Genomic DNA, 14,886 nt, shown 5'->3' on the forward strand with positions numbered 1-14,886 from the left:
CGGTAGACCGAATTGGCATTGAGGCGGACAGACACTGGGTCTGTCCCTACATGCGGGCTAACGCCCGAATTGGCATCCGTTGTTTATTACCCATTGACTCCTCGGAGGCTTAAGCAGATTCTTAAACCGAACTCACGTAAAATAAGATTTTCTGTCTTTCTTCCATGGCAGAAATACATATACAGTTGTTTTATGTCAATTTTCCGAGGTAGATGTATATCCACACACCCCATTTGTGTTCTTGTTGTTCCACGGTGAGGGGTAGGGGGAGCGGTGTTATGGAAAGTCTTTGTATCTTCGCGTTCAAAAATTACAAGACCATTCCATAACATGAATCAAAAGAAAATTTATTCGTTCGACGAGGCATTCGAGGCTTCGTTGAAATATTTCGACGGCGATGAACTTGCTGCTCGCGTGTGGGTGAACAAGTATGCCATGAAAGACAGTTTCGGTAATATTTACGAGAGCTCGCCCGAGGATATGCACAGGCGAATTGCAAAGGAAATTGTGCGAATCGAAAATAAATACCCCAATCCACTTAGCGAAGAACAAGTGTTCGAACTACTAGACCATTTCAGGTATATCATACCGGCCGGCAGTCCGATGACCGGTATCGGGAATAATCATCAGGTTGCTTCGCTTTCGAACTGCTTTGTTATCGGGCTCGACGGTAACGCCGATTCTTATGGCGCAATATTGCGAATCGATGAAGAACAGGTGCAGCTCATGAAGCGGCGCGGAGGAGTGGGGCACGACTTGAGTCACATCCGACCGAAAGGCTCGCCAGTTAACAATTCGGCACTTACGTCGACTGGCCTGGTGCCGTTCATGGAACGATATTCCAACAGTACGCGCGAGGTTGCGCAGGATGGTAGGCGCGGGGCGCTCATGCTTTCGGTGAGCATCGACCATCCCGACTCGGAGGCTTTCATCGACGCAAAGATGGAGGAGGGAAAAGTAACTGGCGCAAACGTTTCGGTGAAGATAACCGACCGGTTCATGCAGGCCGCCATAGCCGACGAGAGCTATCGGCAAAAGTTCCCAATCGGAAGCGATAAGCCCGAAGTTGAGAAGGACATTTCGGCCCGCGGTCTGTGGGAAAAAATAGTTCACAATGCATGGAAAAGCGCTGAACCGGGCGTGCTGTTTTGGGACACCATTCTGCGCGAAAGCATTCCCGATTGCTATGCCGACCTGGGCTTCCAAACGGTTTCGACAAATCCGTGCGGCGAAATTCCACTCTGTCCCTACGATAGCTGTAGGCTCATCTCGATAAACCTATTCTCGTATGTCGAAAATCCATTCACGGATAAGGCCCGATTCGATTTTGACAAGTTTGCAAGGCATGTTGCGCTCGCGCAGCGTATCATGGACGATATCGTTGACCTCGAGATGGAAAAAATTGACCTCATAATGAACAAAGTCAAGCACGACCCGCAGAACGAGGAAGTAAAGAGTGCCGAGTTCCACCTCTGGGAGAAGATTAAACGCAAAAGCGGAATGGGCCGACGAACGGGCGTGGGAATAACCGCCGAGGGCGACATGATTGCCGCCATGGGGTTGCGATATGGCACTGCCGAGGCCACCGAGTTTACCGTGAGCGTTCATCGGGCACTTGCGCTGAATGCTTATCGGTCGTCGGTTGTGATGGCTAAAGAGCGTGGCGCATTCGAGATATACGACGCCGCTCGCGAGGCTAAGAATCCGTTCATTAACCGACTCTTTGCGGCCGACCCGCAACTCGCGGCCGACATGCAGAAGTTCGGTCGACGAAACATTGCTTGTCTCACCATTGCGCCAACCGGCACAACATCGCTCATGACTCAAACAACCTCCGGCATCGAACCGGTGTTCATGCCCGTTTACAAGCGGCGTCGCAAGGTTAATCCGAACGACTCCGATGTGCGCGTGGACTTTGTAGACGAAGTGGGCGATTCGTTCGAGGAATACATCGTTTACCATCGCAAATTCCTCGACTGGATGAAGATTAATGGCATCGATACCGAACGTAAATACACCCAGGACGAGATAGACGAACTCGTGAAACGCTCACCCTATTACAAGGCAACCGCCAACGATGTAGACTGGCTCATGAAGGTTCGCATGCAGGGTGAAATTCAGAAATGGGTAGACCATTCTATCTCCGTCACCGTGAATCTGCCCAACAATGTCGACGAAGCCCTTGTGGATAAACTCTACATCGAGGCCTGGCGAAGTGGATGTAAAGGCTGCACAATCTATCGCGACGGCTCGCGTTCGGGCGTCATGATTTCGGTTTCAAAGAAGAAAGAAAAGAAAGACCTTGCCCAAGCCGAAGAACATCATACCCCGCCGCCATTTCCGCAGGTGATTGACGAAAGGCCGCAGGTGCTGGATTGCGATGTGGTTAGATTCCAAAACAATAAAGAGAAATGGGTTGCCTTCGTTGGCTTGCTCGACGGACGGCCCTATGAAATCTTCACCGGTCTTCAAGACGACGATGAGGGTATAGCTCTTCCCAAGAGCGTTGTGAAAGGCAAGATAATCAAGCAAACCAATCTAGATGGCAGTCGTCGCTACGATTTCCAGTTTGAAAACAAACGAGGTTATAAAACCACAGTCGAAGGTCTATCCGAAAAGTTCAATCCCGAATATTGGAACTATGCTAAGCTAATCTCTGGCGTGTTGCGCTACAGAATGCCCATCGAGCATGTAATAAAGCTCGTCGGTTCGCTACAGCTCAAAAACGAAAGCATCAATACGTGGAAAAATGGTGTGGAGCGTGCACTGAAGAAATATGTCTCTGATGGCACACGCGTTTCCGGTCAGCAATGTCCTGTTTGCGGTCACGAATCGCTCGTTTATCAAGAAGGTTGCCTCATCTGCACCAGCTGTGGCGCCTCGAAATGTGGATGAAATTCCCATTCATATAAAATTCAAATCGATTGCATCTTCCCCCGATGCAGTCGATTTTTATAAACTGACAGATTATGAAACTCCAATCAACATACATTCACTTGCGTTCGGTTCGTTTCCATGCCTTTATCGGTGTGGGCGAACAAGAGCGCAAGGTGGGCAATGAATATCTTCTTGACCTCCGGCTGGGTTATCCCTTTACTCGCGCTATCGAAACCGACGATGTTGAAGACACGCTCAACTATGCTGATGTTTTTGAAACCGTAAGACAAACTATTGCTCGCCCAACAAGACTACTCGAACATGCAGCGGGTAACATCGTCCATGCGCTCGAAGAACAATATCCGAAGATAGAATCAATCGACTTGACACTAACAAAACTGAATCCGCCAATGGGGGCCGATTGTGCCGGGGCGAGCGTGGAATTGCATCTTAAAAGAACTCAACTAGAGCCTTATACTAACACCGAGACGGGAAAGTAGCGCCCCCCCTGGAGGGAAGAATGTAAAAACGGAAAGATATCCTCTGAAGGAGAGAAAAACGAAAAAGGTGATACTTCCGAGGTCTCGGAACAAGGAGGAGCTCGCCCTGTTTCCACAGCGTTACTTGTAAAAGTTCAAATTCGTTCGGTAGGCTACATGTAGGGACAGACCCCGTCTCTGTCCGACCTGTAATGATGTCCCAATGAGGAATGATTCGCTGTCCCGCCCGTTCCGTGACTATCCGAACCTGCTCATGGCGCAATAAATGAAACGGAGAGGCGTTATAGGGGGCATGGATTACAGAAATGCTTTAAGATTCATACTACTTTCTATCATATTCATTATTGTCGAGGAGGCCGGAGCACAGTCGTTCACTCTGCAAGGTAAGGTGACCGACAAAGACGGTAGCCCAATCGAATTGGCATCGGTCATGGTTGTGTCGCAGGGCAAGCTGGCTATGACCAGTCTGCAGGGCGAATTTAATATGCAGCTTGAAAGTGCCGACTCTGTCGTAGTGAGATTCTCCATGATTGGCTACAAAACCAAAACACGTGTACTGAGAAAACCACGCGGAAAACAAACCCTACTTATACAGCTTGCCGACGACAACGAACTCCAGGAAGTGGTAGTCGAAGGGAAAACACGTCGGCACGGAACAACTGAGAACCTCGATCTGAAAACCACTAAACAAGCACCATCTACATCGGGCAATGCCGTCGAAGAAATGATTCAAACGCAGGCTGGCGTGTCGACACACTCCGAACTGTCGTCGCAATACAACGTACGTGGCGGAACATTCGACGAGAACTCGGTCTATATAAACAATATCGAAGTGTTCCGCCCCTTCCTCGTGAGAAGCGGACAGCAAGAGGGACTATCTGTGATAAACCCCGACATGGTTGAGCAAGTGGGATTCTCAACCGGTGGATTCGAAGCGAAATATGGCGACAAAATGAGCTCGGCACTCGACATAACATACAAGCGCCCCAAACGTACCGAGGCGTCGATATCGGCATCGCTCCTCGGAGCAAGCGCATATCTAGGCTTGGCAGCAAAAACGCTCACGTGGACCAATGGCCTGCGCTATAAAACAAACCGCTATTTGCTGGGCTCGCTGCAAACACGTGGAGAATACAGACCGTCGTTCATCGACTATCAAACATATCTTTCCTGGAGTCCGAACAAACGGTGGCAGGTCGACATAATCGGAAACATATCCGATAACCGATATGAATTCGAACCGGAAGACCGCCAAACTAATTTCGGAACACTCTACAACGTGAAATCGTTCAAGGTTTATTTCGACGGAAAAGAAAAAGACCTCTTCAGAACCTATTTCGGCTCAATCGGAATAACGCGCCATATTACATCGAAAACCGACCTATCGCTCCTCGCGTCGGCGTTCTCGACAAAGGAGCAAGAACGATATGATATACAGGGGCAATACTGGCTCACGCAGACCGAAACATCCGAGAATCTTGGCGTGGGAACATACATGCAGCACTCGCGCGACTACCTTAGTGCCAACGTACGAAACCTGAAACTCATGATTAGACATCGAACTGCGAAACACGACATCGAGGCCGCGCTGGGCTATAAGTTCGAGCGGATTAAGGAGAGCGCAGCCGAATACGAACACCGCGATTCCGCTGGCTACACTATTCCCTACACGCCATCCAACCTCGAGCTAATATACTCGCTTAGGGCGCAGAACAGGCTCAACGCTAAAAGAATTGAATCATATCTGCAAGATACATGGAGATTCCAGTCGCGCGACTCGGTTCCTACGCTCTTCATCCTGAACTATGGTATCCGGGCATCGCATTGGGACTTCAACGGCGAAACACTCTTCTCGCCACGTGCATCGCTCACCATAACCCCCGGATGGAATCGCGACCTAACCTTCCGACTTGCCGCCGGACTCTATTATCAGGCCCCTTTCTACAAAGAATTGCGCGACACAACGGTTGTGAACGGGGTTACCTATGCCTTGCTCAACAAACGCATCCGTGCGCAACGTTCTTTGCACTTCATTGCGTCGATGGATTATCGATTCAGAATGGTTAACCGACCGTTCAAATTCTCGGCCGAGCTGTATTATAAGGCACTCGCACGCCTCATTCCTTACTCGGTGAACAATGTCAAGGTAACCTACTATGGCGACAATAAAGCTACCGGGCATGCTGCCGGACTGGATCTTAAACTTTATGGCGAATTTGTGCCAGGTGCCGACTCGTGGCTTACGTTCAGCATCATGAATACGCGAATGAAGCTGAACGGACGCTCGATTCCGCTACCAACCGACCAGCGATTTGCCGTGAACCTCTTCTTCACCGATTATTTCCCCGGTACAACCCGCTGGCGCATGTCGCTCAAGGTGGCCTATGCCGATGGCTTGCCTTTCTCGGCACCACATCGCGAACTCGAGCATAACTCGTTCCGCGCTCCGGTCTACAGACGGGTCGACATCGGCATGAGCTATCGGCTCATCGATAACACCGACAGTTCAAAGCCCTCGCTCATCCGCAATATGTGGTTAGGTCTCGACTGCCTCAACCTGCTCGGAATAAACAACGTGAACTCCTACTACTGGGTAACCGATGTAACCGGTCAACAGTTTGCCGTGCCGAACTATCTCACCGGCCGTCAGCTCAACGCCCGATTAACCATCGATTTCTAAATATCCACCTTTTCTAATTTTATCAGGCGGCAATAGTTCCGAAATAGGATGACATCGGGACTGATCCTACATCAGTCCCGATGTCATCCTACATCAGTCCCGGACTGATGTAGGATAGGTGTATATCTAGTCCTACTTCAGAGCTTGTCTAGTCCTACTTCGGAGCTTGTCTAGTCCTACTTCGGAGCTTGTCTAGTCCTACTTCGGAGCTTGTATAGTCCTACTTCGGAGCTTGTATAGTCCTACTTCGGAGCTTGTCTAGTCCTACTTCGGAGCTTGTCTAGTCCTACTTCAGAACTTGTCTAGTCTTACTTTGATGTAAGTTCGGTTTATTATCCATCGCTTTCTTTGAGGCTTAATCCTGCCTACCTCCCCTCTGCTCGGCAGATAGGGAACTCCTCTTAAACCGAACTCGCGTTGCTTTAGAGCTTACGTGGTCTATGATGAATGAACGTGAAAAAGTTTCCATCCCGCAGACAAATGTTTCTACGGGATGGAAATGGAGGATGGCCTAAAGAAAAGCGACGGTTAGCCCGGCCATGACAATGCTAACCATAGACATTAGTTTAATCAATATGTTCAGACTCGGCCCGGAGGTGTCCTTGAATGGGTCGCCAACCGTATCGCCCACGATGGTGGCACGATGACAGTCTGAACCTTTTCCGCCGAAGTTGCCTTCTTCGACGTGCTTCTTCGCATTGTCCCACGCACCACCGGCATTAGCCATGAACACGGCCAGAGTGAAGCCGGCAGCGAGTCCGCCAACAAGTAATCCTAACACACCGGCAACGCCCAGCACAAGCCCCGTAACGATGGGAATAACGATGGCCAACAAGCTTGGAACAATCATCTCGCGCTGTGCGCTACGGGTTGAAATCTCCACGCATCTGCCATAGTCGGGAGTTGCTTTGCCTTCGAGAATACCCTTTATTTCGCGGAATTGCCGACGTACTTCTTCGACCATCGACTGAGCTGCCCGACCAACGGCTCCCATCGTGAGTCCGCAGAACAGGAACGCTGCCATGGCGCCGATGAAGGCTCCAACGAGTACCTTAGGGTTCATCAGTGTTACCTGGAAGAATTGCATGAAATCGGGCATCGTGGCCTTCGATGGGTCGAACACATTACCGGCTGCATCGACAAACTGCCGTCCGCCGTCGACCATCCGAATCATCGCAATCTTGATTTCCTCAACATACGATGCCAGCAATGCCAAGGCTGTCAATGCTGCGCTTCCGATGGCGAATCCTTTTCCTGTGGCCGCGGTGGTATTGCCCAGTGCATCCAGTGCGTCGGTGCGCTGTCTTACTTCAGGTCCGAGCTCGCTCATTTCGGCGTTACCACCGGCGTTGTCGGCAATTGGTCCGTAGGCATCGGTAGCCAGCGTGATGCCCAGGGTTGAAAGCATTCCTACGGCTGCGATACCGATTCCGTAGAGTCCGTGGCTAATCGAGCTTGCATTCATTGACATGTCGAATCCGTTTGCGCATAGATAGCTTAGCATGATGGCCACCGAAATGGTGAGAACCGGTATGCAGGTTGAAATCATGCCCGTGCCGATGCCTTTGATGATAACCGTGGCCGAACCCGTTTCGCTGGCTTTGGCTATGCCATGCGTGGGGCGATAGGTTTGCGAGGTGTAGTATTCCGTGGCTTGTCCGATTATTACTCCGGCGGCCAGTCCGGTGACAACCGAGAACGATAGACCCAGCCAGTTTTCCATCTTCAGGAAATAGAGAATAGCGAACGAAGCCACACCGATGAGCACCGCACTAACGTTGGTACCCAAACCTAACGACCGGAGTAAATCGCGCATCGATGCGCCTTCCTTAGTTCGAACCATGAAGACGCCAATGAGCGACAGGAATATTCCTACGGCTGCAATAACCATCGGTGCAATTACGGCTCGCAGCTGCATGTCGGCATTCAGCGCAAAGGCAGTGGCTCCGAGAGCCGCAGTAGAAAGAATACTGCCGCAATAGCTCTCATACAAATCGGCGCCCATACCGGCTACATCGCCCACATTGTCGCCCACATTATCGGCAATCGTCGCTGGATTTCTCGGGTCGTCTTCCGGAATATTCGCTTCAACTTTTCCTACCAAATCAGCGCCCACATCGGCAGCCTTGGTATAGATTCCGCCGCCCACTCGGGCGAACAATGCTTGTGTCGAGGCACCCATTCCGAAGGTGAGCATTGTTGTCGTGATGGTAATCAAGCTCATATCCTGGTCGCCATAAACCGCGCTCAGCACCAAGAACCACAGCGCGATGTCGAGCAATCCGAGTCCAACGACTACCAGACCCATCACGGCTCCGCTGCGGAAAGCCACACGCAAACCCGCATCCAGTCCCTTTCGAGCCGCATTAGCCGTACGTGCCGAAGCATAGGTAGCCGTTTTCATTCCGAAAAAGCCTGATAGCCCCGAAAACAATCCGCCCGTAAGGAACGCAAACGGCACCCATGGATTTTGAACCTTCAGCACATAAGCCATAAAAGCAAACACAATCGCAAGCACTACGAACACGATGCCAACAACCTTGTACTGTTGCTTAAGATAGGCCATTGCGCCCTTGCGAACATGTGTCGCAATTTCAATCATTCTCTTTGTTCCCTCTTCTTCGCGCATCATCGCCGAGAAGAAGAACAACGCCATGCCCAGCGCCACTACCGATGCAATGGGCACAATCCAAAATACTTCTGGAATATTCATAGATTTAAATATTTAAATTGGTTAGTAACATAAGAATTATACCGCACAAACAACGTCTCCCGATTGAGATTATTATATTTCATCCCAGTAGAAGTTCACAAAATTCTTTTCCGGTCTCTTTTTCTCTTGGTTGATGATGAGCCACCGTTTATTTTGAGTCTTCATAACCTTGTGGAAACCGAGAGAACTTTATTTTTCATTTATCGTAGCACTATTTTGATGTAAAATAATTTTTGATGCATCAAAATAGCACTACGATGATGTATCTGATTTATTAATGCATCAAAATAGCACTACGATGATGCATCTAATTTATTTACGCATCAAAATAGCACTACGATGATGCATCTGATTTATTAATGCATCAAAATAGTGCTACGATGATGCATCTAATTTATTTACGCATCAAAATAGCGCTACGATGATGTAATAAATTTGTTTTTACACCATCGTAGTAATATGATAGATGAAATAATTTGTTTTTACATTATAATAGGACTATGATAATGCTATAGAATCTGCGGCTGGGTTTCAAATGGGTGTGGATTAGATGCTCGAGAAGTTGACTCGGTTTTATATACAGGAAATTGAAGGAAAGAATACTGGGGCTCGCTTTCGGAGAAAGTTTTTGTGGCGCTGAAAGTATTACGAGACCTTGGTTTAGGTTGGACTCCCGCTCGGCCGATAGGATGCATGTAGGGACAGACCCCGTGTCTGTCCGCCCATTCGAACAGTACAGAATTAATACCACGTCCGAACAAGACGAAGATATGTTATGCGGTCGATAGACCGAATTGGCAGGAGTATCGGACAGACACGGGGCTATCCCTGTATGCGGGCTGGCGCCCGAGTTGATTCTTTCGGGTTAGACGATTGACATAATCCTTTTGATGTGGGTTGTTTTGCGGTCGTTACGGGGGATGAGGGGCATGAAACCTTCTTCGAGAAGGAGTTCGCTGGCGAGGATACTGGTGATTCGTTGGGCGAACCGGAGAATCATCATTTTGGAGAGTGTTTTTTTGAGGCGGTACTCGTCGTAATCGAGATAGCGCACGGCTCTGTAAAGGTCGCAGAGGTGGCGTAGGGAGAATCGGCGTTTGCGGATGAGCCGTTTGGCGTTTATGAGCATTGTGGCTATGCTGTTTATGTTGGTTTCGTGGTCGAGGGTGATGTCTTCGAGGCGTTCTTTGATGAATGGATTTTCGATGTTTAGGCTTTCGTCGTTGAGCGAACCGCGTTGCTTGCTGTGGCGAAGGGGATAGCGGTTTACGCGGGTAATGTCGGGTGTCTGGAGGTGGAGGCGGTGGGCTCCGAGGGCGATGATGTCGGCAATTTCTTCGTCGGCTGCGAAGAGCATTATGCGTTTCCACTGGTCGGGTAGGAGGTTGCGGAGAGTTTTGAGTCGATTTTCGTCGAGTTTCATTTCCGATTCAATTATTCCGGCGTGTAGTAGACTGGTCACGGCTTGGAGTTCTTTGGGTGTCATGGATAACCGGTAGCGGGTGTCGCTGATTTTTTGTTGGAATGCGGCCAGTTGTTCGATGGTTTCTTTGTCGCTTATGTGGTGGTGGAAAACGGGGGCGGGGATGACGTCGATACGCTTGTTCCAGCCGAGTTTGTGGAGTTGGGTGCGTTCGTGTTCCGATGAGACGAGAAGGGCGTCGGCCTGCCGAATCATTCGGCGTTGATAGAGCTGTGTCTTGAAGAATTTGGATATGTAACGCTCGGTTGTTCGGCTAAGTTCGGATAGTTCCCAGTGGGGCGAAATAATCACGGCTGCTCCTTGGCTTCGGGCTCGATTTGCTCGTCGGGCGCTCGCGTGTTGCCAACAGGTGTGGATGTTCACGATGTCGGGCTGAAATTCTTTGAGAATCTTAGAGAATTTATCCTTCCGGCAGGCGATTTTCGAGTTGGCTATAGAGTTTTCTATTTCGACCTGGTGAAGCAGATGGTCGGAGAGTAAATTGCCGGGCTCGATTTTGTCGATGTAGTGAAGGATGCGCATGTTTTAGATTTTATGCGATATGAAGTCGTTCTTGTCGGCACGTCTGTATCTGACCATGCAGGCGATGTTGTGCCAGAGGATGCGCAATTCGTAGGGTACAATTTTTCCGGCTGGGATGCTTTCGTCGGCACGCTCGATTGCTTTGCGGGCAATGGTGGTTCTGATGATGAAGATGAGCAACATGATGATTCCGACTCCGGCAGCGAGTATCCATCGTTCTGTTAGGATGGCGAAAGCTAGGGCGGCCGAGACGGAGAGATAACCGAGGCGCATGGCTATTTGGTGGAAGTTGAATCGGATTCGATGGCGGAGACTGCGTTCGAGGTGTTTACGATTCTCCATGTAGAAAAGGTGTCGGTTGCGCCATTCTTTATCGGTTGGAGTTTCTTCGATGAGTGTTCCGTCGTCGGATGTGTCGATGGCGAGCGAGTGGCGTTTGGCGTATTTGTTGACCATGAAGTCGAACTCTCCTCGCAGATATTTTAGGTCTCCGCGGAATCCTTCTTCGTCTATGAATTCGTTTTTGCGGAACAGCAGGGCGCCGTCGGTGCATCGGTAGGGTCGTCCGGAACGATATTCGCGCTGAACGTAGAGGTCGGTGTATATGCGCTCGAAGCGACGGAAGTCGGGCGTGTCGTAGTCGTATTTCGTGTGGCTTACCACGAGGTTCTTCCCGTCGTGACAATGGGCGACGAGCGATGCGAGCCAGGCTGATGATTGCGGATGGCAGGCTATGTCGACCATCGCAACCCACTCGTGTTTTGCGGCTTTGACACCTAGTGTAATGGCGAGTTTCTTGCGACTCATGTAGCGCGACGATTGCGGTACGAATGTTGTGTAGAGCTTCGGATTCGAGGCATATCTTTTCAGGATGTCGGCCGTTTCCTTGTCTTCCTGCGGGGCTACAACAATCACTTCGTAAGGCTCGGGATAATCTTGCTCGAGATAGTGTTTCAGATTCTTCTCAAGCACGATGGCGTCGTTGATTGGCGTGAGAACAATCGACAATGGCCGGGCTGGGGCAGGAGTTTCTTCTTCGGCTCGGACTCCGGCTCGGAAGAATGGGTTGAGGAAACATGACAGTAGCGCAATCAAAAGTGTTACTGCCAGAATAAGAATGGTTAGGCCGTCCAGAACGGCGTTGCCCAGGGTTATGTTTTCGAATAGGAAATTATAAAGGTCTGTCATGATTCTTTGTTTTGGAACAATACTTTCGAAAGCGACCGCAGTGCTTCGGCCTTATCATCCTGGCTGATGAGGAACGAAATGGCGTAGTCGCTGCCGCCATAGCTAATCATTCGTACTGGTATTCTCTGTATCGCGGTTGTTATGAGGGCTATGTTTCCGAGGGTGTTTCGGTTTAGATCGCCCACCACGCAAACTATGCACATGTTTCTTTCGACACTTACGGAGCCATAGCTGCCTAGCTCGTCGAGTATATCGTTCAGTCGATTTGTGTTTTCGATAGTCATCGATACGCCCACTTCGCTGGTTGCAACCATGTCGACGGGTGTTTGATAGCTTTCGAACACCTCGAACACTTTGCGTAGGAAACTCGCCGAACCTAGTCGACGACTCGATTCCACCCTTATGGCAATGATGTTATCTTTCGCTGCTACGGCCTTGACCTTACCGTGCTCAAGATGATTGTTTATTATCGTTCCCGGAGCGTTGGGTTGCATGGTGTTTTTGAGCCTTATGGGAATGCCTGCCACGCTTGCCGGCTGAACGCAGGTTGGATGAAGAATCTTCGCTCCGAAGAAGGCCAGTTCGGAGGCTTCCTCGAAGTGTAACTGGCGAACGGGAGCGGTGTTTTCAACCACGCGAGGGTCGTTGTTGTGCATACCATCGATGTCGGTCCAAATCTGAATTTCGTCGGCAGGCAGAGCGGCTCCAACGAGCGATGCAGTGTAATCTGATCCGCCTCGCTGCAGATTGTCGACCTCGCCATAAGCGTTCAGACAGATGAATCCTTGTGTTATGTAAACTTGCTTGTCGTGCTGTCTGGTCATTATCGTCGCAAGTTTTTCTTTTATGTAGAACTGGTCGGGGGCTGCGTTCTTATCTGTTCGCATAAAATCGAGCGCAGGAATCAGCGCGGCCTTAATACCCTGTTCGCAAAGGAAATTTGTAATCATTGTGGTTGAAAGAATCTCGCCTTGCGCTACGATGTTTTTTTCTTCAAACGATGTGAAGAGGTCGTCAGTGAACGAGCGCAGATAGTTCATTCTTTCATTTAGAAACAGGCGCATAGCATGTCTGTATTCTTCCGTGGAATAGAGCTCGTTGATGTGGACAAGATATTTCTGTTCGAGATTATCGATTATTTCGTGGGCGCCTTCAGTGTTTTTCTTGTAGAGCCGATTCGACATTTCGACTAGCTCGTTTGTTGTGCCACTCATGGCCGAAAGCACCACAAAAACCGGCTCGCCACCTTGGGTCACGAGCCGGGCTACTTCTTTCATTCGTGCCGGAGAGCCAACTGAGGTGCCTCCGAACTTCATTACTTTCATTTATTTGACTGGTGTGTGCTTATTCGTTAATCGAATCGTTTTCAATCAGGTCATCGGTGTCATGGCTGCTAGTTACTCGATGGAATTCACCGTTCTTGCACCGATAAACTTCGCCGGGGAATTGTTTGAGCAGGTGAATATTGTGGGTCGACATGATGACGGCTGTTCCGTCGTTGCTTGCCGTTTTCAGAATCCGAACAATATTTGCTGCTGTTTCCGGGTCGAGATTTCCTGTCGGCTCGTCGGCTATAATCATCTTCGGTTTGTTGAGCAGTGCGCGTGCGATAGCAATGCGTTGTTGTTCGCCGCCCGAAAGTTCGCTGGGCATTTTGTGAGTCTTTTCAACCATTTCTACTTCATGCAGTACTTCGTCGATGCGTTGGTCCATTTCGGCTTTATTTTGCCACCCGGTTGCCTTGAGCACAAATTCTAGATTTTTCTGCACCGTGCGGTCGTGCAGTAGCTGGAAGTCTTGGAAGATTATGCCCATCTGCCTGCGCAGCGACGGAACATGACTTCGTTTTATAGGCGTGAGCGAATGTCCCAGCACTTCGGCTTTCTCGACATCATCCCGGTCAAGGTCAAGCTCACAATATATTGTTTTCAGCAGCGAACTCTTACCCGATCCCACTTTGCCGATGAGATATATAAACTCGCCGTTGTTCACTTGGAAATCTACGTCTTTCAATACCCTACGTTCGTCTTGGTATATGTTTACTTTTCTGTAGTCTACTAGCATTTTATTTTCTGTTTTATAGGATGGTGATTATGGTCTTAACGACCGCACGCAAAGTTACAGAATTACCGCGAACTCGATATAAAAACCTATCGTACATCCGGCTCCAACTGGAACTACGGTATGGTATGTAAATTTATTTTGCTTTTGCAGGTATCCTGCGAGGTCGATGCAAATTTGTTTTGCGACTTATTGGCTTAATTGGATATTCTTTCCATTAAATAATGCTTGTGCTTAGTTTACAAAAAAAGTGCTCGCGAAGTTTTTAGGCTTCGGAGCACCTGCTCACTTTGGAGCTGTGAGTCACCAAATGATTTTTTCAGCAGTTGGAGACAATTAGTATGTTTTTCCCGTTGTGGGCCCTGCTATTTAGGGAGCTGCGGGAGTAGTGACTTTTTTCATTGTTATACCTGCAGGCATGTCGTCTTCGTCGAACAAAAGCATGTAAAAATAATAGTCGGTCGACGGAGTAACATTCTGAAACTTCAGATACTGTCCGGAGGTAAACTCATTGTTATGTGCTTCGATGATATTTTTTCTGATTTCGGATTCGGTTCCGGTTAGTTCTTCGTTCGAAATTTTGAGATACCATTTTTTGCACTTTGCGGGCATTTGGAAGTCAATTATCATTTCCTTATCGGTGACAGTTTCTACATCAACTGTCATTTCGAGCTTTTCAATTTTCTCGAAGGTGATGTTACTGATTTGATTGAGGAGTACGCCTTTTTGCGTGTTGTCCTTTTTGTGTATGCGTATGATTTCATTGTTGTCTGTCTGGGCAAACGATACAGTTGAAACCAATGCAGCCATTGCTAAAACTATAATCTTTTTCATTTGTCTTTTCTTTTGAATTGTTTTCATC

9 protein-coding genes are annotated in these 14,886 nt (G+C 49.0%); 3 read left to right on the top strand and 6 right to left on the bottom strand.

The window, feature by feature from the left end; translation table 11 throughout:
- Nucleotides 1–330 precede the first annotated feature (330 nt).
- The 3 genes from HMPREF9140_RS03095 (at nucleotide 331) to HMPREF9140_RS03105 (ending at nucleotide 6,057) form a co-directional block, all read left to right on the top strand.
- Nucleotides 331–2,895, top strand: coding sequence for an adenosylcobalamin-dependent ribonucleoside-diphosphate reductase (locus HMPREF9140_RS03095; RefSeq protein ID WP_006951685.1), 2,565 nt, complete (start codon nucleotides 331–333; stop codon nucleotides 2,893–2,895).
- Between the two features lie 74 nt (nucleotides 2,896–2,969).
- Complete coding sequence (gene folB / locus HMPREF9140_RS03100; RefSeq protein WP_006951686.1) at nucleotides 2,970–3,377, top strand: dihydroneopterin aldolase; 408 nt, start codon at nucleotides 2,970–2,972, stop codon at nucleotides 3,375–3,377.
- Between the two features lie 265 nt (nucleotides 3,378–3,642).
- Nucleotides 3,643–6,057 carry a TonB-dependent receptor gene (locus tag HMPREF9140_RS03105; RefSeq protein WP_006951687.1) on the top strand — a complete coding sequence of 805 codons (2,415 nt, stop codon included), beginning with the start codon at nucleotides 3,643–3,645 and terminating at the stop codon, nucleotides 6,055–6,057.
- Between the two features lie 511 nt (nucleotides 6,058–6,568).
- Here HMPREF9140_RS03105 and HMPREF9140_RS03110 read toward each other — a convergent pair.
- The 6 genes from HMPREF9140_RS03110 to HMPREF9140_RS03135 form a co-directional block, all read right to left on the bottom strand.
- The gene (locus tag HMPREF9140_RS03110; protein ID WP_006951688.1) at nucleotides 6,569–8,770 is read right to left on the bottom strand and encodes a sodium-translocating pyrophosphatase; all 2,202 of its coding nucleotides are present in this window, start codon (nucleotides 8,768–8,770) and stop codon (nucleotides 6,569–6,571) included.
- 865 nt (nucleotides 8,771–9,635) lie between these two features.
- On the bottom strand, nucleotides 9,636–10,775 hold the full coding sequence (locus tag HMPREF9140_RS03115) for a glycosyltransferase (RefSeq protein WP_006951689.1): 1,140 nt from the start codon (nucleotides 10,773–10,775) through the stop codon (nucleotides 9,636–9,638).
- A 3-nt stretch (nucleotides 10,776–10,778) separates the two neighbouring features.
- Nucleotides 10,779–11,963 carry a glycosyltransferase family 2 protein gene (locus tag HMPREF9140_RS03120; protein WP_006951690.1) on the bottom strand — a complete coding sequence of 395 codons (1,185 nt, stop codon included), beginning with the start codon at nucleotides 11,961–11,963 and terminating at the stop codon, nucleotides 10,779–10,781.
- On the bottom strand, nucleotides 11,960–13,288 hold the full coding sequence (locus HMPREF9140_RS03125; RefSeq protein ID WP_018571916.1) for an aspartate kinase: 1,329 nt from the start codon (nucleotides 13,286–13,288) through the stop codon (nucleotides 11,960–11,962). Before HMPREF9140_RS03125 ends, HMPREF9140_RS03120 begins: the two co-directional genes overlap by 4 nt.
- A gap of 19 nt (nucleotides 13,289–13,307) precedes the next feature.
- On the bottom strand, nucleotides 13,308–14,027 hold the full coding sequence (locus HMPREF9140_RS03130; protein WP_006951692.1) for a cell division ATP-binding protein FtsE: 720 nt from the start codon (nucleotides 14,025–14,027) through the stop codon (nucleotides 13,308–13,310).
- A 366-nt stretch (nucleotides 14,028–14,393) separates the two neighbouring features.
- The gene (locus HMPREF9140_RS03135; RefSeq protein WP_006951693.1) at nucleotides 14,394–14,858 is read right to left on the bottom strand and encodes a hypothetical protein; all 465 of its coding nucleotides are present in this window, start codon (nucleotides 14,856–14,858) and stop codon (nucleotides 14,394–14,396) included.
- Nucleotides 14,859–14,886: the final 28 nt, after the last annotated feature.

This window comes from Prevotella micans F0438, assembly GCF_000243035.1.
GTDB classification, from domain to species: domain Bacteria; phylum Bacteroidota; class Bacteroidia; order Bacteroidales; family Bacteroidaceae; genus Prevotella; species Prevotella micans.

Bases quoted from the DNA above. Each gene is read 5' to 3' on its own strand.
- HMPREF9140_RS03110 (WP_006951688.1), bottom strand. From the start codon at position 8,770: ATGAATATTCCAGAAGTATTTTGGATTGTGCCCATTGCATCGGTAGTG.
- HMPREF9140_RS03135 (WP_006951693.1), bottom strand. From the start codon at position 14,858: ATGAAAAAGATTATAGTTTTAGCAATGGCTGCATTGGTTTCAACTGTA.
- HMPREF9140_RS03105 (WP_006951687.1), top strand. From the start codon at position 3,643: ATGAAACGGAGAGGCGTTATAGGGGGCATGGATTACAGAAATGCTTTA.
- folB (WP_006951686.1), top strand. From the start codon at position 2,970: ATGAAACTCCAATCAACATACATTCACTTGCGTTCGGTTCGTTTCCAT.
- HMPREF9140_RS03095 (WP_006951685.1), top strand. From the start codon at position 331: ATGAATCAAAAGAAAATTTATTCGTTCGACGAGGCATTCGAGGCTTCG.
- HMPREF9140_RS03120 (WP_006951690.1), bottom strand. From the start codon at position 11,963: ATGACAGACCTTTATAATTTCCTATTCGAAAACATAACCCTGGGCAAC.
- HMPREF9140_RS03125 (WP_018571916.1), bottom strand. From the start codon at position 13,288: ATGAAAGTAATGAAGTTCGGAGGCACCTCAGTTGGCTCTCCGGCACGA.
- HMPREF9140_RS03115 (WP_006951689.1), bottom strand. From the start codon at position 10,775: ATGCGCATCCTTCACTACATCGACAAAATCGAGCCCGGCAATTTACTC.
- HMPREF9140_RS03130 (WP_006951692.1), bottom strand. From the start codon at position 14,027: ATGCTAGTAGACTACAGAAAAGTAAACATATACCAAGACGAACGTAGG.